6 protein-coding genes are annotated in these 18,506 nt (G+C 77.0%); 1 reads left to right on the forward strand and 5 read right to left on the reverse strand.

The window, feature by feature from the left end; translation table 11 throughout:
- Positions 1-41 precede the first annotated feature (41 nt).
- Genes ACTVZO_RS44765 through ACTVZO_RS44775 form a run of 3 tightly spaced genes read right to left on the reverse strand, consistent with a single transcriptional unit; the run spans position 42 to position 16,818 of the window.
- Positions 42-3,398 carry an amino acid adenylation domain-containing protein gene (locus ACTVZO_RS44765; protein WP_443304362.1) on the reverse strand — a complete coding sequence of 1,119 codons (3,357 nt, stop codon included), beginning with the start codon at positions 3,396-3,398 and terminating at the stop codon, positions 42-44.
- The gene (locus ACTVZO_RS44770; protein WP_443304363.1) at positions 3,395-9,517 is read right to left on the reverse strand and encodes an amino acid adenylation domain-containing protein; all 6,123 of its coding nucleotides are present in this window, start codon (positions 9,515-9,517) and stop codon (positions 3,395-3,397) included. The genes ACTVZO_RS44765 and ACTVZO_RS44770 overlap by 4 nt, the downstream gene beginning before the upstream one ends.
- On the reverse strand, positions 9,514-16,818 hold the full coding sequence (locus ACTVZO_RS44775; protein WP_443304364.1) for an amino acid adenylation domain-containing protein: 7,305 nt from the start codon (positions 16,816-16,818) through the stop codon (positions 9,514-9,516). Before ACTVZO_RS44775 ends, ACTVZO_RS44770 begins: the two co-directional genes overlap by 4 nt.
- Here ACTVZO_RS44775 and ACTVZO_RS44780 point away from each other — a divergent pair.
- Positions 16,783-17,187, forward strand: coding sequence for an ACT domain-containing protein (locus ACTVZO_RS44780; RefSeq protein WP_443304365.1), 405 nt, complete (start codon positions 16,783-16,785; stop codon positions 17,185-17,187). The genes ACTVZO_RS44775 and ACTVZO_RS44780 overlap by 36 nt on opposite strands.
- 12 nt (positions 17,188-17,199) lie before the next feature.
- Here the strand turns inward: ACTVZO_RS44780 and ACTVZO_RS44785 are convergent, their stop codons facing one another.
- Both ACTVZO_RS44785 and ACTVZO_RS44790 read right to left on the reverse strand, forming a co-directional pair.
- Positions 17,200-18,282 (reverse strand): hypothetical protein, encoded by a 1,083-nt coding sequence (locus ACTVZO_RS44785; protein WP_443304366.1) that lies wholly within the window; start codon positions 18,280-18,282, stop codon positions 17,200-17,202.
- 69 nt (positions 18,283-18,351) lie between these two features.
- A complete protein-coding gene (locus tag ACTVZO_RS44790) occupies positions 18,352-18,492 on the reverse strand; it encodes a hypothetical protein (RefSeq protein ID WP_443304367.1) in 141 nt (46 codons plus the stop codon).
- Positions 18,493-18,506 lie beyond the last annotated feature (14 nt).

Here is an 18,506-nt window from a genome sequence, read left to right on the forward strand (position 1 = left end):
GTCACGCGCCCTCCGGACCCGCAGATCGGCGGACCCGCGGATCAGCCCCAGGAGAATCCCGCGAACGCCGGGACACCGGCGGGGGTGTTCGGCGCCGGGGCCTCGGGAACGAGGGAGCGGACCGGGGCCGACGGGTCGGCCGCCGCGAGGCGGCGGGCGGCGCCGGCGGCCTTCTCGGCCAGTGAGCGGGCGGTGTCCGGCTCGTAGAGCGCGGAGTCGTACTGGAGGAGCAGGCTCAGACCGCCCGCGGAACGCGCGAACTGGAACGACAGGTCGAACAGGCCCTCCTCCAGCGGGATCGGACCGCCCGTCAGCCGCAGCGGCCCCGGCCCGGTGTCGATCTCGTCCCAGAGGGTCACCCACACGTCGAAGAGCGGGTTGCGCCCGGGCGGGCGCGGCGGCTCCAGGGCGCGCACGAGTTCGCTGAAGGGCAGCCCGCCGTGGTCCAGTGCGCCGACCGTCGTACCGGCGAGGTCCGCGATCAGCTCCGCGCAGGGCAGTTCCCCGTGCACGGCGGTCCGCAGGACCACGGTGTTGACCAGGCAGCCCACCACGTCGGCGCGCCCGAGGGCCGGGCGGCGGCTGACGGCGGTGCCCAGGCTGATGTCGCCGGCGCCCGTCGCCTCGTGCAGGGTGGCGGCCACTGCGGCGGCCAGTACCCCGAACAGTCCGGTGCGGTGGCCGCGCGCGAGCCGCTCCAGCGCGCCGAGCTCCGCGGCGTCGAGGCGGACCCTGGTGACGGCGGTGCCGCGGCCCGCCGGGCCGGTGCGCGGACGGTCCACGGGCAGCGGGAGGGGGGTCGGGGACGGGGTCAGCGTGCTCCGCCAGTAGGCCAGCTGGGTGTCGTACGGCGGCTCGTGCGGGCCGGGTACGGCGATCCCGGCGGCGGCTTCGGCCCGCTGTCCCCCGGTCCCGGCCAGCGCGCGGGCGACGACCTCCAGCGAGGTCTGGTCGGCGACGATGTGGTGCAGGACGACCAGCAGCCGGTCCTGGCCGCCGGGGCGGCGCAGCAGGGCCGCGCGGACCAGCGGTCCGGCCGCCAGGTCGAAGGGCCGGTGGGCCCATTCCCGTACGAGGGCCTCGCGCGCGGCCTCGTCGGGCAGGTCGAGGACCTCCAGGCGGGCGGGTTCGGGCGCGGGGCGGGGCACCGGCTCGCCGCGCTCCTCGTGGAACACGGTGCGCAGCTGCGGCTGGAGTTCCTGGAGCCGCGCGAACGCGGCGCCCAGGGCGGCCGGATCGGCGGTTCCGTGGCAGTCCAGCAGCATCGGCACGTGGTAGGCGGCGGTGCCCGCCGTCCCCGCGCTCCGGGTGCGGTCCTCCAGCCAGAGCCAGCGCTGGACGGCGGAGGCCTCCCGCGGCCCGTCGGCGCCGGGGGCGTCCTCGGAACCGGCCTCGACGGCCGGGACGGCCCCGGCCGCGGAACCGGCCCCGGCGGCCGGCGCGGTGCCCACCCGGGGGGCGATCCGCGCGGCGAGGGCGGCGATGCTCGGGCAGTCGAACACGTCGCGGATCCGCACCGGAGCGGACAGCAGCCCGGCGGCCTCCGCGGCCAGGGAACCGGCCTTCAGACTGGTGCCGCCGAGCAGGAAGAAGTCGCCGTCGTCCGCGACGGGCCGGCCGAGCTCCTCGGCGAACAGGCCGCGCAGCACCGCCCGTACGGCATGCGCCGCCTCGTCCGCTACTTCTCCCGACACCTCGCCCGACACCTCGCCGGGCGGCCCGGCCGGGGTCTGCGGCAGCGGCCGGGCGGCCAGTTCGCGACGGTCGATCTTCCCGTTGGGGGTGCTGGGCATCCGCTCCACGGGGATCACCGCCGCCGGGACCATGTAGTAGGGCAGCCGCTCGGCCAGCCGGGCCCGCCAGTCGGCGGGCAGCGGGCCGTCGGTGACGACGTACCCGGCGAGCAGCGGCTGCGGCGTCCCCTCGGGCACGACCACGGCGGCGGCGGCGATGCCCGGCAGCGCGGCGAGCGCCGCCTCCACCTCGCCGGGCTCGATGCGGAAGCCGCGGATCTTCACCTGCCGGTCGGCGCGCCCCCGGAAGTCGAGGGTGCCGTCCGCGCGGTGGCGGGCCAGGTCCCCGGTCCGGTAGAGCCGGGCGCCCGGGCGGGGGTCCGCGGGGTCGGGTACGAAGCGTGCCGCGGCCGCGTCGGAGGGGCCCAGGTAGCCCCGGCCCACGCCGATGCCGCCGATCCACAGCTCGCCCTCCACTCCGGGGCCGACCTGCGCCCCGGAGGCGTCGCGCACGGAGTAGTGCAGGTTGGCCATGGGACGGCCGATGGTGGGCGGCTCCTCGGGGAGGCCCGGCGGGCACCGGTGCCAGGACTGGAACACGGTCGCCTCGGTGGGCCCGTAGACGTAGATCAGGTCGCGGTCCGGGGCCCAGCGGTCCACCAGCGCCCGGCTGAAGGACTCGCCTCCGGTCACGACGGTCGTCACGGCCGGGAAGGCGGCCGGGTCCAGCTGGGCCAGCAGCGCGGCGAGCAGGAAGACGGTGTCGGCGCGGCGTTCGCGGACGAGCGCGGCCAGGGCCTCGGCGGAGGCGACGGGCTCGTCGAAGACGACGACGGCCGCACCCGCCCACAGCGGCGCGAGGATCTCCCACACCGAGACGTCGAAGGCGGGGCTCGCGAACTGCAGCACGCGCCGGTCCGGGCCGAGGCCGAAGGGGACGGCGGTGGCCTCGAGCAGGTTGGCCAGGGAGCGCTGCTCGATGGCCACGCCCTTGGGGCGGCCGGTGGAGCCGGAGGTGTGGATGACGTACGCGAGATCGGCCGGGCCCGGCAGCGGACCGCCGACCGGCGGCACGGACGCCCCGGCGGCGGCCTCGGCCGGAATGGCGGGGCCGAGGTCGACGGTGAGCACGCCCGGGCCCGGGAACAGCCCGGCCAGCGCGGTGGTGGTCAGGGTGAGCGGCGCGGGGGCGCTGTCGACCAGCAGGGCGAGCCGCTCGGCCGGGTGGTCCGGGTCGAGCGGCACGTACGCGGCGCCGGCCCGCAGGACCGCCAGCACGGCCACGACCAGCTCCGCGGAGCGGGGCAGACAGACCCGGACCAGCACACCGGGCCCGGCGCCGCGGGCGCGCAGCCGGACCGCCAGCTCCTCGGCGCGGGTGTGCAGTTCGCCGTGGCTGAGGACGCGGTCCCGGGCCACCACGGCGGGCCGGTCGGCGACCGGACGGGCCCGCTCGGCGAGCAGCGCGGCCACCGGCCCCTCCGGGACGGGCGCGGCCGTGTCGTTGAGCGCGGCCAGGGTCCGCTGCCAGGCCGCCGCGGTCCCGGCGGGGTCGGCGGGGGACTCGGTCGCGGTGGTCGCGGTGGTCATGGTGGTCGCGGTGGTCATGGTGGTCATGGTGGTCGCGGGAATCACGGTGGTCGCGGCTCCGGGGTCGGGGGTCACGGCTGCTCCCTCCAGAGCGCGTCGGGGTGGTTCACCAGGCCTTCGAGGGCCTGCCGGGTGCGCGTGACGAGCCCCTGGGCGGTGGCGTCGTCGAAGAGCTCGCCCTTGTAGGTGAGGACGCCGTCCGCGTCGTCCTCTCCGGTCCGCAGGGACCAGACCAGGTCGAAGGCGGTCGCGGTGGGGCGGGCGGCGGCGATCGAGCCGTCGGGGGCGAACAGGGCGCCGGGTTCCGGCGCCGCGTCCTCCTGGGCGACCACCAGCACCTGGCTGAGCAGGGCCCGGTCCACGCCGTACTCGCCCTCGGCGAGCGCGGCGACGGAGCCGAGGGCAGCGGCGGGGCTGTCGTGGGCGGCGAGCAGGGCGTGCCCGACGGCGCGGGCCAGTTCGCGGTGCGTACGGGTGTCCGCGAGCGGCACGCGCAGCAGGGCGGTGCCGGTGAGCGGGCCGACGACGTCGGCGAGGCCGGGCCGGGACCGGGTACTGAGGACGGTGGCGAGCCACACCTCGTCCGGGGTCCCGTCCGTGTCCCCGGCGCCCCGGGCCAGGGCCGCGACCAGCGCGCTCAGACCGAGCGCGAACGGGCTCAGGCCGTCCGCGCGGCCGAAGGCGCCGGTGCCCGGGGCCGGGAAGGCGAAGGGCAGTTCCGTCGGCATCAGCGCGCCGCGCACCAGCCGGGGCCGGTCGTACGGCAGCGGCAGCCGCGGCGGACCGCCGGCGGCCAGCGCCCGCCGCCAGTGCCCGTCCGCGCCGGCCGGGGTGCGCTCCTGCTGCCAGCGGGCCACGTCGGACAGCCGCAGCGGGGGCTCGCCGGCGGAGTCGGCGGGCCAGCGTCCGGCGGCGAACTCCGCGTAGTCGGCCGTGATCTGGCGTACCAGCAGCTCCATGGAGCGGCCGTCGACGGCGATGTGGTGCACGGCGAGCAGCAGGACGTGCTCCTCGCCGGCCAGGCGTACCAGCCGGGCCCGCAGCAGCACTCCGGCCGCGAGGTCGAAGGGCTCCTCCAGGTGCCGCTGGGCCAGAGCGTCGAGCGCGGCGGCCCGGTCGGCCGCGGGGAGTGCCGAGAGGTCGTCCTCGGCCCAGCCGGTCCGCGGCACGGTCAGCGGCTGCCAGCGGGGCCCGTCACCGGTGACGACGAGCCGGGAGGAGAGGGCGTCGTGCCGGGCGGCGGTGTGCTCGACGGCCTGGCGCAGGGCGTGCGGGTCGAGGGTCCGGGCGGTGGCGCGCAGTGCCTCGAACACGACGAACGCGGCCGGGGCGGCGCCGCCCCGCAGGGCCTGCCAGATCTCGGCCTGCTCGGCGCTGAGCGGTGCCGGGCCGGCGGCCGGTGCGCGCACCGGCCCGTCCTCGGCCACCACGGCAACGGCGACGGCGTCGGCGGGAGCGGCGGCGATGGCCTCGGCGATCGCCGCCGGGGTGCGGGAGTCGAAGACGAGCCGGGGCGAGACGTCCCGGCCGAGCACGGTCCGCAGCCGGGCGGCCACGGCGACGGCGTCCAGGGAACCGCCGCCGAGGTCGAAGAAGTCCTCGTCCGGCCCGACCCGTTCGTGCCCCAGTGCCTCGGCGACGGCCCGGGCGACGAGCGCGACGGGCCCCGCGGCCTCGTCCGCCGCGGGCCCGGTCGGCGCGGTCGCGGTCCCCTCCACGGGTACGGCCACCGGCTCCGCCGTCCGCTCCCCCGCGTCCGCGTCCGCCGCCGTGACGTGGACCGTCGCCGGGGTCAGCCGCAGCGGCAGCGCCCGGCGCAGCAGGGTGCGCAGCGCGCCGGGGCTCACGGCCTGCCCGGGGTGCGCGGTGACGTGTGCGGTCAGGGTCCCCGGCTCGCCCGGGGCCGCGGCGCGCACCTCGGCGGCGCGCACCGACGGGTGGGCGCGCAGCAGCAGTTCGGCCTCGGCCGGGTCGAGATGGGTGCCGGGGCGGTCCGGGTCGGGCACGAGCCGGCCGGCGCGGCCGCGCGGCACCAGCTCGCCGCGCTCCGACCAGTGGGCCCGCAGCCCGGTGGCCCCGGCGCCGGTGCTCAGGTCGCCGGGTACGCCGACCGGTACGGGCCGCCCGGCGGCGTCGCTGATCCGGGCCCCCGGGTACGCCGCGCAGCTGTTCGCGAGCGCGGCCAGTTCCGCCCGCTCGGCGTCGGGCAGCGGCGTACCGGCCGGGGTGCGGTCCGGGTCGGCGGCGGCGCGCACCAGCAGGTCGGCCCAGTGCCGCAGCAGCCGGGTGGCACGGGCGGCGCTGAAGAGCGTGCCGTCGTACTCGGCGGTCAGTTCGAGCCGCTCGGCGGAGTTGTCGAGGTGGAAGCTCAGTTCGAAGGCGGCCGCGTGGTCGGCGTACGGCTCCCGGCGGACGGCGAGGCCCGGTCCGGCGTCCAGGTCACTGCCGTCGCCGGTGCCGGCGGCGCCGCGCTCGTCGGCGGTGAACATGACCGTGAACAGGGGGGTGCGGCCGCCGTCGCGGGCGCCCGGCAGCTCGTTCACGAGCTGCTCGAAGGGGTGGGCGCGGTGGGCCATGGCCGAGGCCACGGCGGCGCGGGTGGCCGCGGCGCGCTCGGCGAAGCCGAGGTCCGGTGCCACGTCACAGGGCAGCACCACCGTGTTGAGGAACGGGCCGACGACCCCCGCGTACGAGGGGTCGTCGCGGCGGGTGACGGGGGTGCCGACGAGGATCCGCCGCTCGCCCGTGAACCGCCGGAGCAGTTCGGCCAGGGCCGTCAGCCCGGTGCCGTACATGCTGGTGCCGCAGGTGCGCGCCAGCGCCCGTACGGCCAGGGTGTCCGGTCCGGAGAGCCGGAAGCGGCTGGAGCCGCCGGGGCCGGGCGCGGCGCCGCGCTCTCCGTCGGCGGGCAGCAGCGGGAACGGCAGCGGGCCGGCCAGCTCGGTGTGCCAGTGGGCGCGGTCGCGCTCCGCCTCGGCGCCGTCCCGGGCGGCGGCCTCGCGGGCGATGTGCGTGAGGTAGCTGCCGTCGGCGGGCCGGGGGGCGGCCGTGCCGGTGCGCAGCGACCGCAGCCGGGCGAAGACCCGCTCGGCCAGCAGTACGGCGGATTCGCCGTCGCAGGCGATGTGGTGGGCCGTCAGTGCGAGGAGCGCGCCGGCCGGGGAGAGCCGTAGCAGGACGGCGCGCAGCGGCGGCTGCCGTTCCAGGTCGAAGGGGCGCCGGGCTTCGGCGCGCAGGATCGCCTCGGTGTCGGCGCCGGCCGCGGGCCACAGGACGGTGAGCGGCGGCCGGTCCCCGTAGACGAAGCGCTGGCGGGGTTCGCCGTCGCGGACGAAGAAGCGGGCGCGCAGGAGCTGCGCGCAGGCGGCTTCGTCGGCGAGGGCCTGGGCGACCTGGCGTTCGTCGAGCGGCCCGTCGATCCGGAAGACGTCGGTGAGGTGGTGGACGCTGTCCGCGCCCCCGTCCAGCCGGTCGAGGGTCCACAGCTGACGCTGGGCGGCGGACAGCGGGTGGTCCCCGCCGTCCGCGTCCTCCTCGGCGCCGGTCCCGGCCGCGGCCGGATCGCCGGCGTCCGCCCCGCGGCCGCGCAGGGCGGCGCAGGCCTCGCGGACCGAGGGCCCGTCGAGGAGTTCGTCGATGCCGAGGGCCAGGCCGTGGCGCTGTTCGAGTGTGGTGATGACGTCGATGGCGAGCAGGCTGTGGCCGCCGCAGGCGAAGAAGTTGTCGTCGGGGCCGATCGCGTCGATGCCGAGGACCTCCCGGAAGACGGCGCCGACGCGGTCCTCCAGGCTCTGCGGGGCCTCGGGGGCGGCGGCCGGTCCGGGGTCGGCGGCCGGAGCGCAGGCTCGCACTGCCTGCGCCACCTGTGCCGCCTGCACCGCCTGTGCCGCCTGCGCCGCCTGCGCCCGCTCGGCCAGTTCCCGCCGGTCGATCTTCCCGCTGGTGCCGAGCGGCACCCGGTCCAGCGGCAGGACCCGGTCGGGGACCAGGGGCGCGGGCAGTACGGTGCCCGCGTACGCGTGGACGGCCGCGGGGGTCTCGGCGGCGGGGCCGGTGACGAAGGCGACGAGCGAAGGCTGCCCGCCCGGGCCCTGGCAGACCACGGCGACGGCCGCCTCGACGGCGGGCAGCGCGGCCAGGGCCGCCTCCACGTCGCCGAGTTCGACCCGGTTGCCGCGGATCTTGACCTGGCCGTCGGCGCGGCCGAGGAACTGAAGGGTGCCGTTGGGCTGCCACCAGCCGCGGTCGCCGGAGCGGTAGCGCCGGCCGCCGGGCTGCTCGGGCGCGGCGGGGAAGGCCGCCTCCGTGAGCTCGGGCCGGTGCAGGTAGCCGTCGGCGAGCCCGGGGCCGGAGAAGTGCAGCTGGCCGGGGAAGCCGGGCGGAACCGGCCGGTCCGCGCCGTCGAGCACCTCGACGGCGGTGTGGGACAGCGGCCAGCCGATCGGGGTGCCGGGCAGCGGGTGCGCGGGGTAGTCGAAGGCGGTGGCCCCGACGGAGTTCTCGGTGGGCCCGTACTCGTTGACCAGCCGGGTGCGCGGCAGCTGGAGCTGGTGGCGGGCGACGAGTTCACCGGGCATGGCCTCGCCCGCGACGGTGACCACGCGCAGGGTGCCCGCGGCGGCCAGCTCGTCGAGGACGGCGGTGTAGAGGCTGGGCACGAGCGTGACGTGGGTGGCCGTGTACCGCTCGGCGAGCCCGCGCAGGTGGGCCCCGTCGAGCCGGCGCACCCCGTCGACCAGGACCAGCGCGCCGCCCGCGCCGAGCACGGAGAACACGTCCGAGACGGAGCTGTCGAAGGACAGCGCGGGCACCTGGAGCAGGCAGGTGTCGGCGGACAGCCGGTGGTAGTCGTGCTTCCAGGCGAGGTAGCTGTCGATCGCCGAGTGGCGGATGACGACGCCCTTGGGCCGGCCGGTGGATCCGGAGGTGTAGATGACGTACGCGGTGTCCTCGGGGCGCGGCGGCTCGGGCGCCTCCTCGGGCAGGGCGGCCAGGTCGGCGGTGTCGGCGGCCAGGTCGGCGGCGGACAGCAGGCGCAGGCCGGTGCGTCCGGCCAGCGCGCGGGCCAGTCCGAGGTGTTCGGGCTCGGCCACCAGGGCGGCTGCGCCGACGTCGGCGAGGACGGCGGCGAGCCTCTCCTCGGGCTGCGCCGGGTCCAGGGGTACGTAGGCGGCGCCGGACCGGACCGTGCCGAGCAGCGCGGTGAGGGCGTGCCGGCCCTTGCCGACGAGCAGCGCGACCCGGTCTCCGCGGCCCACCCCGTACGCGTGGTGCAGGCGGCGGGCGGCGCGCACGGACTCGGCGCGCAGCTGGGCGTGGCCCAGTTCGGCGGCGCCCCCGGCCGCTTCCCCCTCGCCCGCCCCGCCCTCGCCCGCTCCTCCGCCGGTGACGATTGCGCCCGCGATTCCGCCCGTGGCGATTCCGCCCGTGACGACGGCCAGCCCTTCGCCGCCCGTCAGGTGGCCGCGGTCCAGGCGCTCCAGCAAGGTGCCCGGTGCGGCCGGCGGCCAGAATCCGGCCCGGCCCCATCCCTTGACCGTCTCCCGGTCGGTGGCGTCGGCCAGGGTGAGGGCCGCGAGTGCGCGGCCGGGGTCGCCGAGCTGGGCCACCAGGTGGGCGACGACGCGCAGCACGGCGTCCGCGAACCAGGTCTCGCAGTGCCCGGTGTCCACGTCGGCGTGCAGGACCCGGTCCTCGCCGGAGCCCTCCAGGGTGAGCAGCAGCGCCTCGCCGGCCGGGGCGGCCTGCGTCGTGCCCTGCGCGGCGACGGTGAGGGCCCCGGCGCGGGCTCCGGCGGGGCGGGCGACGAGCAGTTCGGCGCGGACCCGCCGCAGCAGGGCTCCGGCCGTGTCGGCGTCCTGGCCGCCGGCCGGGGCGGGGCCGGTGGCGACGGGGACCGTGACGCCGACGGGCCCCGCGGGGCCGACGACCGTCAGGGCCGGGGAGTCGGTGTCCTCGGCGGCGGCCAGGGCCAGGGCCGCCGCCGCGCACAGCAGCACCAGTTCGTCCACCGGGTGCCCGGCGGCCCCGCGCAGGGCGGTACGGGCGGCGGCCGGCAGGGGCAGGCTGCGCCTGGTGTGCCCGGGGACGCTTTCGCGGGTCAGCCGGGGCCGCAGCGCCGTGGCCGCGGTGGCCGGGTCGCGGGTGACGGGAACGACGGGAACGACGGGAACACTGAGGGGTGCTGCGGTCATGGCCGTACGCTCCCTGCGGGTTGCAGTCTGTCGGCTTCGTCGGTGCAGGTGGCCGCGCCGTCCGCCGCGGGCCCGTCCGCCGCCCCGTCCGCGGGCCGGGCGACGGCGAGGTACCAGTTCGGGTGGCAGCGCAGGACGCCGACCACGTCGTCGAGCAGTTCCCGCGCCGTGTTCTCGGTGAACAGCGCCCGGTCGTAGACGAGTTCGAGCAGGACCCGGCCGTCGCGCTCGCTCGCGTAGATCCGCAGGTCGTCGCCGAGCGGGGCCTGCGCGGGGTCCGCGGGGAGGAACGCGGGCCCGTCGTCGGGGCGTTCGGCCGTCTCCCAGCTGAGCCCGGCGTCGTAGACGGGGCGACGGCCGGGGGCCGGGCGCTCCGCGATCTCCACGACGGTGGTGTCGAAGGGGAAACGGGCGTGGTCGTACGCCTCGGCGAGCCGGTCGCGGACCTGGGTCAGCAGTTCGGCGGTGGTGTGCGCCTCGCCGGGCGCGAGCCGCACCGGCAGGGCGTTGACGAAGCAGCCGACGACCTCGGCCATGTCCGTACGGTCACGGGTGCCGGCCGGGCAGCCGACGACCACCTCGGCGCTGCCGGAGCGGCGGTGCAGTACGAGCGCCCAGGCGGTGAGCAGGGCGCTGAACGGGGTGGCCGCGCCGGCGTCGGCCGCAGCGTGCAGCACGGCGGCCGGCAGTGCGCGCCGGACCACTCCCGCGCCCTGGCGGCCGGCGCCGGCGCGCGGTCCGCCGTCCGGAAGGTCGAGCCGGGGCAACGGCCCGGACAGGGTGCGGGTCCAGTAGGCGCGCTGGCGTGCGGCCTCGGGGCCCTCGAGCCAGGCGGCCTCCTCGGCCACCCAGTCCCGGTACGGACGGGCGGGCCGTCCGTCCCAGGGGCGCGCCCCCGCTTCGAGGGCGTCGTAGGCGGCCAGCAGGTCGCGGGCGGCCAGGGCCGCGCTGTCGCCGTCGTAGACGACGTGGTGGGCGGTGATCACCAGGACGTCGCCGCCGGGGTGGCCGGTCAGCTGCCGGACGGCGAACAGCGGTCCGGTGGCGAGGGCGAAGGGCGTGGAGTGGGCGGCGGTCACCGCCTCGGCGACCGCCTCGTCCGTGGCGCCGACGCGTACGACGGACAGCGGCGGCCCGTCGGGGAGCCGGTCCATGACGATCTGCCGGGCGGCGCCGCCGATGACGGCCACCCGGGTGCGCAGCGCCTCGTGCCGCTCCGCGAGGGCGGCGACGGCCGCCCGCAGCAGGCCGGTGTCCAGCGGCCGGCCGGCCCGTACGGCGTCGGTGATGTTGAGGGCGACGGGGTCGGGGCTGGTCCGGGCGGCCATCCAGATCCTGCGCTGGGCCCGGGACAGCGGCAGGACGATGCCGTCGGGGGCGGTGGCGGGCGCAGCGGCTGCGCCTGCGGCGGGCACGGGGGACGCGGCGGGCGCGGGGGACCCGGCGGGCACGGCATCGGCCGGGCGGGGCGCGGCCGAGTCGACGAACGACGCGAGGGCCCGGACGGTCTGCTGCTGGAAGACGGTGACCAGCGAGACCCGTACGCCGAACTCCTCCTGGAGGGCGGCGGCGAGCCGGGCCGCGGTCAGGCTGTGCCCGCCGAGCGAGAACAGGTCCGCGTCGGGGTCGGTGACCGGCGCGCCGAGCACCTCCGCCCACACCTTCGCCACCCGCTCCTCGGTGGGGCTCAGGCCCGGGCTCGGTGCGGCCTCCGCACGGGGCGGGGCCGGCAGCGCGCGGCGGTCGAGCTTGCCGTTCGGGTTCAGCGGGAGCTCGGCGATCTCCACGTACGTCCCGGGCACCATGGCGGCGGGCAGCCGCTCGCTGAGGTAGGCCCGCAGGGCGCCCGGGTCGGCGGCGCCCACCACGTAGGCGACCAGGCCCAGTTCGCCGCGTTCGTCGGGCACCGGCAGGACCGCGCAGCGGCGTACGTCCGGGTGCCCGGCCAGGGCGGCCGCCACCTCGCCCGGCTCGACCCGCTGCCCGCGGATCTTGACCTGGTCGTCGATGCGGCCGAGGAAGAGCAGGTTGCCGTCGGGCCGGCGGGCCGCGCGGTCTCCGGTGCGGTACATGAGCCGGCCGGGGCGCAGCGGGTGGGGCGTGAACCGGTCGGCCGTGAGCTCCGGGTTGCCGAGGTAGCCGCGGGCCAGTCCGGCGCCGGAGATGCACAGTTCGCCGGGGACGCCGACCGGGGCCAGGTCTCCGTGGGCGTCGATGACGTCGACCGTCTTGTTGGCGATGGGGTGGCCGATCAGGATGTCGGCGCCCGGGTCGGTGATCTTGTGGACGGTGGTCCACACGCTGTCCTCGGTGGGCCCGTACTCGTTGTAGAGGACGGTGTCCGGGAGCAGTTCGGCGTGGCGGGCGGCGAGGGCCTCGGGGAGCCGTTCGCCGACCAGGACGATCTGGCGGACCGAGGCCAGCCGGGGCGCGCAGCGCTCCAGCATCAGCTGGTAGAGGCTGGGGACCAGCATGATGTGCGTGACCTGGTTGCGCCCGATCTCCTCGGCCACGTGCTCGACGTCGAGGAGCCGGTCCTTGCCGAGGACCACGACGCGGGTGCCGGCGACCAGCGCCGAGAAGATGTCGTTGACCCCGCTGTCGAAGTGCAGCGGAGGCACCTGGAGCACGGCGGCGTCCGGCCCGAACCCGTAGTAGCCGGCCCGGTAGTGGACGGTGTTGACGATGCCGCGGTGCTCGATCATGACGCCCTTGGGGCGGCCGGTGGAGCCCGAGGTGTAGATGACGTACGCGAGGTCGTGCGGGGTGGCACGGGCCGCCGGCGGCAGTGCGGTGGCGGGGCCGTCCGCCGCGGCGGTGCGCGGGTCGAGGACGGGCAGGGCGGTGAGGGCCGCGGTCTTGGCGTGGTAGCCGCCGTCGGCGAGCACCGCGAGGGCCCCGCTGTCGGCGAGGGCGAACGCGAGCCGGTCGCCGGGCTGTTCCGGGTCCAGGGGGACGAACGCGGCGCCGGTCTTCAAGACGGCGAGCGCGCTGACCACCATCCACTCGGTGCGCTCGGTGACCACGGCCACCAGAGCGCCGGGGCCCGCGGCGCAGGCCTCCCGCAGGCGGGCGGCGACGGCTTCGGCGCGGGCGTCGAGCTCGGCGAAGGTGAGGACGGTGGTTCCGTGGACGACGGCGGGCCGGTCCGGGTGCGCGGCGGCCTGCTCCTCGACCAGGTCCAGGAGGGTGCGGTCCTCGGGGAACGGGGCGGCCGTCTCGTTGACCTCGTCGAGCAGGAACCGCCGTTCGGCGGCGGGCAGTACGGGGATCTCGGCGAGCGGGGCGTCCGGGCGGGCGAGCAGGCCGGTGAGGAGCCGGACCAGCCGCTCGCCGATGCGCCGGGCGCTGTCCCGGTCGAAGAGGTCGTCGGTGTAGCCGACCCACATCTCGCCCGCGCCGCCGGCCCGGCCGTCCAGGAAGCTGAAGGCCAGGTCGAAGTCGCTGACGGGCTGCTCGAAGGGCAGGTGGCGCACGGCCAGGCCGTCCGCGCCGGTGACGGTGTCGTCCAGGGCCGTCTCGACGAGCACGTCGAAGACGGGGTTGCGGCTGGGGTCGCGGGGCAGCGCCAGGTCCTCGACGAGCCGCTCGAAGGGGTACTCCTGGTGCGTCATGGCCTCCTGCGCGGTGGTCCGTACGGCGGCCAGCAGCTCGCGGAAGGAGCCGCCGGTGTCCACCGGGGTGCGCAGGACGACGGTGTTCGCGAACAGTCCGACGGTCTCGGCGGAGCGCCGGTCGGGGCGGCCCGCGACGACCGTGCCCAGCACGACGTCCGGCTCGGCGCACAGCCGCCACAGCAGCACGCGCAGCGCCGCGGTGAAGCCCATGAAGGAGGTGGCCGCGCTCTCCCGGCACAGTTCGCCGAGCGCCTGGACCAGCTCCGGGCCGAGGGGGAGGCGTACGGTGCCGCCCGCTGCGCTGCGGGCCGCCGGGCGGCGCCGGTCGGCGGGCAGCTCCAGCGGCTCGGGCAGTCCGGCGAGCCGGTCGCGCCAGTACGCGCGGTGCGCCTCGCCCGCCGGGCCCGACAGGCGGGCGGCGAGCCGTTCGGTGTGCTCGGTGTACGCGGGGGCGGGCCCCGGTCCGGTGCCGTCGCCGGCCGGGCCGGTCAGGGAGCGCAGCAGGTCGCGCATGAGCAGGCCGAAGGACCAGCCGTCGCACACCGCGTGGTGCACGGTGAAGAGCAGGACCCCGCCGGCCGGGCCCTCGGGCACCCAGGCGACCTCGGCCAGGGGGCCCTCGGCGAGGTCGAAGCGGTGGCGGCAGGCCCGGGCGAAGGCCTCCTCCGGCGTGGTGTCGCGTTCGGTGCGCAGGACGCCGGCGGGCGCGTCGAGGACGACCTGGGTCAGGCCCTCGGGCGTCTGGCGCAGGACGGTGCGCAGGGAGGCGTGCCGGGCGACCAGCGCGTCGACGGCTGCCGCGAGCCGCGGTTCGTCCACGACGCCGTCGAGCCGGTAGGCCTCGACCATCGTGTACGGGGGAACGGGCGACTGGTCCATCCGGTCCAGCAGCCACATCCGGCGCTGGGCGTTGGAGGCGGGGAAGGTGTTCCCGGAGCGGGGCGCGGGGGCGGGTGCGGCCTCCGTCACCGCCGGGGCGGACGCGGTGCGGGGGCGGGGCAGCGCCCCGCGTTCGCGCAGTACGTCGGCCAGCGCGGCCGGGGTCCGCAGGTCGAACACCTCGTGGACGCGGGCCGCGTCGGGGCGGCCGGTGCCCTCGCAGAGCGTGGCGACCAGCTGGACGGCGGAGAGGCTGTGTCCCTCGGCCCGGAAGAAGTCCTCGTGGGCGGAGAGCGGCGGGCGGCCCAGCACCTCGGTCCACGCGTCGTGGACCAGCCGGTCGACCGGGTCGACGGGCTGCCAGACGGCGCCCCTCGGCCCGGTGGGCAGTGCGAGCAGCGCCGCCCGGTCCACCTTGCCGTGGACGGTGAGCGGCAGGGTGGCGAGCCGGTGCAGACCGGCCGGGAGCATCGCGGCGGGCAGCCGTTCGCGCAGCCAGTCGGCCAGTGCGGCGGCCTCGACCGGTTCGTGCTCCGACGGGCCGGCCGGGCCGCGCCGGGCCACGTACCAGGCGTGCAGGGTCACGGTGCCGTCGTCGGCGGTACGGGGCACGACCACGGCCTCGACCACGCCGGGGTGTCCGATCAGGGTCTGTTCGACCTCGCCGGTCTCGACGCGGGTGCCGAAGATCTGCACCTGGCCGTCGGAGCGGCCCAGGAACTCCAGTTCGCCCTCGGCGTTCCAGCGGCCCTGGTCGCCCGTGCGGAAGACACGGGCGTCCCCGGCGTGCGGGGAGCGGCCGAAACGGACGGCGGTGGCCTCGTCGTCGCCCCGGTAGCCGGGGGCGACGGCGGGTCCGGCGATCTGGATCTCGCCCAGCACGCCGGGCGGGGCGAGCTCACCGGAGGGGGTGACCACGAAGACGCCGTAGCCGGGCGAGGGACGGCCGACGGGCACCCGGTCGAGCCGCTGGGCGAGCGCGCCCTCGCGGATGAACATGGTGGCCTCGACGGTGGCCTCGCTGGGCCCGTACAGGTTGGCGAAGGTGCCGATGCGCAGCCGTCCGACGGTGCGCGGCAGCAGGCCGCGCGGGATCGTGTCGCCGCCCAGCAGGAGGTGGCGCAGCGGGAGTCCGGCGTCCTCGGGCAGGGCGCGCAGCAGGACGGAGAAGAGGCCGGGCACGCAGTTGACGAGGTTGACCTCGCCGTCGCGCACCCGCCGCCACAGCGCGTCGGGGTCGAGCCGGTCGGGGTCGCCGACGGCGACGAGGGTGCCGCCCGCGAAGAGGGTGGTGAAGACCTGGAAGGCGGTCGCGTCGGAGGTGACCGCGGAGAGCATCGCGGTACGGGTCCGGGCGTCGATGCCGAGCGCGCGGGACCCGGTGATCACCTTGTGGCCCAGCTGGTCGTGGTACACGGCGACGGGCCGGGGGGTGCCGGTGGAGCCCGAGGTGAACAGGATCATCGCGGGCGCGCCGGGCTCGGCCCGGTCCGCCGCCCCTGCCGCGTCCGAGGCGGTCCCTGCCGCGTCCGAGGCGGTCTCGTCCGCGTTCCCGTCCGGGAGCAGTCCGGCGAGATCGGCCACCGGTACGGGCAGTTCCGCGTCGGCGGGTCCGACACCCTCGGCGCGCAGCACGAGACGGGCGCCGCTGAGGCGGGCCAGCAGGGCGACGCGGGCGGCGGGCTGGCGGGGTTCGAGCGGGACGACGGCCGCGCCGGTGCGCAGCACGGCGAGGAAGGCGGTGAGCAGACCGGCGCCGCGCGGGGCCAGGACGCACACCGCGTCACCGGGTCCGATGCCGTGGCGCGCGCCGAGCGCGGCGGCGGCGCCGGCGGCCTCGGCGGCGAGCTGCCGGTAGGTCAGGGTGCGGCCCTCGCCGGTGACGGCGACGGCCTCGGGGGTGCGGCGGACGGCTTCGTCGACGAGCCCGGTGAGGGTGGTGGCAGCGAAGCCGCGGGGGGCCGGCAGGGCGGCGAGGTCCAGCAGTTCGGCGCGCTGTGCGGCGCCGAGCACGTCGATGTCCCCGGGGCGGCGGCGCGGATCGGTCGCGAGGGCCTCGAGGACGGCGGCCACGCAGCGGGGCAGTGCCCCGGTGAGGGCGGCCGTGCCCTGCGCCCCGACGGACAGGCCGCCGTCCGGGGCGTGTTCGACGCGCAGCACCAGCGCGGCCGACGGCTGCGGCGTGCGGTCCCCGTACAGGGCCGGGCAGACGACGGCGAGCTGGGACAGGGCGGCGCCCGCCCCGGGGGTGACGGCGTCGAGCCGGGCACTCAGCGCGTCCCGGTCCTGCCAGGGGCGGGCCGCGGCCTGCTCCAGCTCGGCGTGCAGGGCTTCGAGGAAGGAGGTCGCGGGCGCGGCCGGGTCCAGCGCGGCCAGCAGCGCGAACTCGGGCTGCGGGTCGGCGGGTCCGGCGGCGGATCCGGCGGTGGATCCGGCGGTGGATCCGGCGGCCGGGCCGAAGGCCGGTACCACGACGGGGACGCGCCCCGGCGCGGCCTGGCCGGCCGGTCCGGCGGACCCCGCGCGCCCGGTGAGCCCGGCGAGGGCGATCCGGGTGGCGGCGACGGTGAGCAGCAGCAGGCCTTCGGGGGCGCCGCCGGTCATCGCGCGCAGGGCGGCGGCCGCCGCGGGGGCGACCGCGGCGGGTCCGCCGGCGGCGCCGGCCGGGGTGGCCTCGGGCTCGAGGAGCGGTTCGAGGCAGGCGCCGGTCAGCCGCGGGAGCCAGTACCCGGCCTGTTCGGCGGCTCGGCCCGCCTTAGGGTCATCCCCATGGCCGAACTCTCCGTCACCATCGTTCCGCAGCACCTCTACGTCCTCCCTGACCAGTTGTGGGTGCACCGACTGCCCCCGGATGCCGCCGTGCCCCCGCTGTCGGCCGAGCCGTGGTCCTCGGTCACCCGGGCCCGGGACGGGCTCACCGTGGTGTGCGCCGGTCGCCTGCCGGCCGGCGCCGGGTCCGTGAGCGGTCCCTGGCGCGGGCTGTACGGGGCCGACGCCCACAACCTGGACCTGCCCGGCATGCTGGCGGGCCTGCTCGTACCGCTGGCGGGGGCCGGGATCGGCGTGTTCGCCGCGTCGACGTTCGACGCGGATCTCGTACTCGTACCGGCCGAGAACTACGAGCGCGCCCGGACCGCTCTGGAAGCGGCCGGGCACACTCTCTCGTCGGGCTGAAAGCCGCGGGGGTCAGACCCCGGCGGTGATGCGCTCCGGGAGCACCCGCAGGGCCTGGAAGAGCGCGACGTCCTTGCCCTCGACGCCCCGCATCACCACGTCGATGGCGGTGCTCATCAGGTCGATGTGGTACTGCGTGAAGGTGCCGAGACCCAGGCCCAGGTGGACGCCGGGGTGCCGCTCGTTGGCGAAGTGGTTGCCGGGGAGCAGCGGCGCGCAGCTGGTGTTGGTGCCGAAGCCGATCTCGTGCACCTTGGCGTAGCGGTCGTCCTTCGCCAGCAGCTTCTCGAGGTTGGCGGCGAACTCGCCGCGGCCGGCGACGGCCGGGCGGACGGCGGTGATGCGGCCCTCGGCCAGCGTGATGATCGCCGGCTGGTCCGCCATGGAGGAGAGGTCGCGGTAGACCTGCTCCGTCTCGGCGAGGCTGGTCTCGTGACCGCCGCGGTGGACGATGGGCGCGCCCTGGAGGGTGATCTCGCCGTTCAGCGTGAAGTGGGTGTGGAGCTCGAACTCGCCCGAGGCGTTGACCAGCGAGCTGAGCTCGCCGGTCGGCAGGACGACCTGCTGGCCGGGCAGGAGCGGGCCGTGCAGCGAGAACCAGTGCTCGGAGAGCTGGTGCTGGAAGACGGCCTCGGTGCCGAACTCGCGGCCGAGGAAGAGCATGTCGTCGGCCTGGTCCAGGAGGGTCAGGAACTCCTCCTCGATGCCGAGCTCGCGTTCGTAGTCGACTTCGGACACGACGCGGATGTTGTTGCGCAGGCTCTCGACGGAGAAGGGCACCGAGAAGCTGGAGAAGGCGCCCATGGCCATCCCCACGAGATCCTCGTCCTCGAAGTGGACGAACTCGTCGTCGGCGATCCACAGGACGGAGGCACGGCGGCCGGAGTCGCGGATGGCGGCCATCGCGGCGATCAGGCCGGCGCGGGAATCGGGACCGGTCCAGTTGTATTCCTGCACCGGGGTGGCACTGTTCTCGACGGTGAGCGCGCTGCGCACGCCCGGTGACGTGACCAGGAGGAAGACGTCTCCGAGGTCACCCCCGAACACCTTGCGGAACTGCTCCGGGCTGATCGGTACGGGCTGTGCGGTGCTCAAGGAAACCTCCATGTAAAGGCGTGCCGGGGTGCGAGTGCCTGCACTCGCACCCCGGAACACGACTTGAACTCAGCCCTCGAGGCGGTCGTACTTCCCGTACTTGCTGATGCGGGAGCTGATCGACGCCTTCTCCGGAGTGGCGGCGGACTCGCTGCCGGCCTGGGCGGACTGCTCGATGGCGGACTGCTGGTCCATGTTGTTCTGGGTCATGTCGACTCCTAGTC

Origin of the sequence: Streptomyces sp. IBSNAI002, from assembly GCF_052244475.1 — a bacterium.
GTDB lineage: Bacteria > Actinomycetota > Actinomycetes > Streptomycetales > Streptomycetaceae > Streptomyces.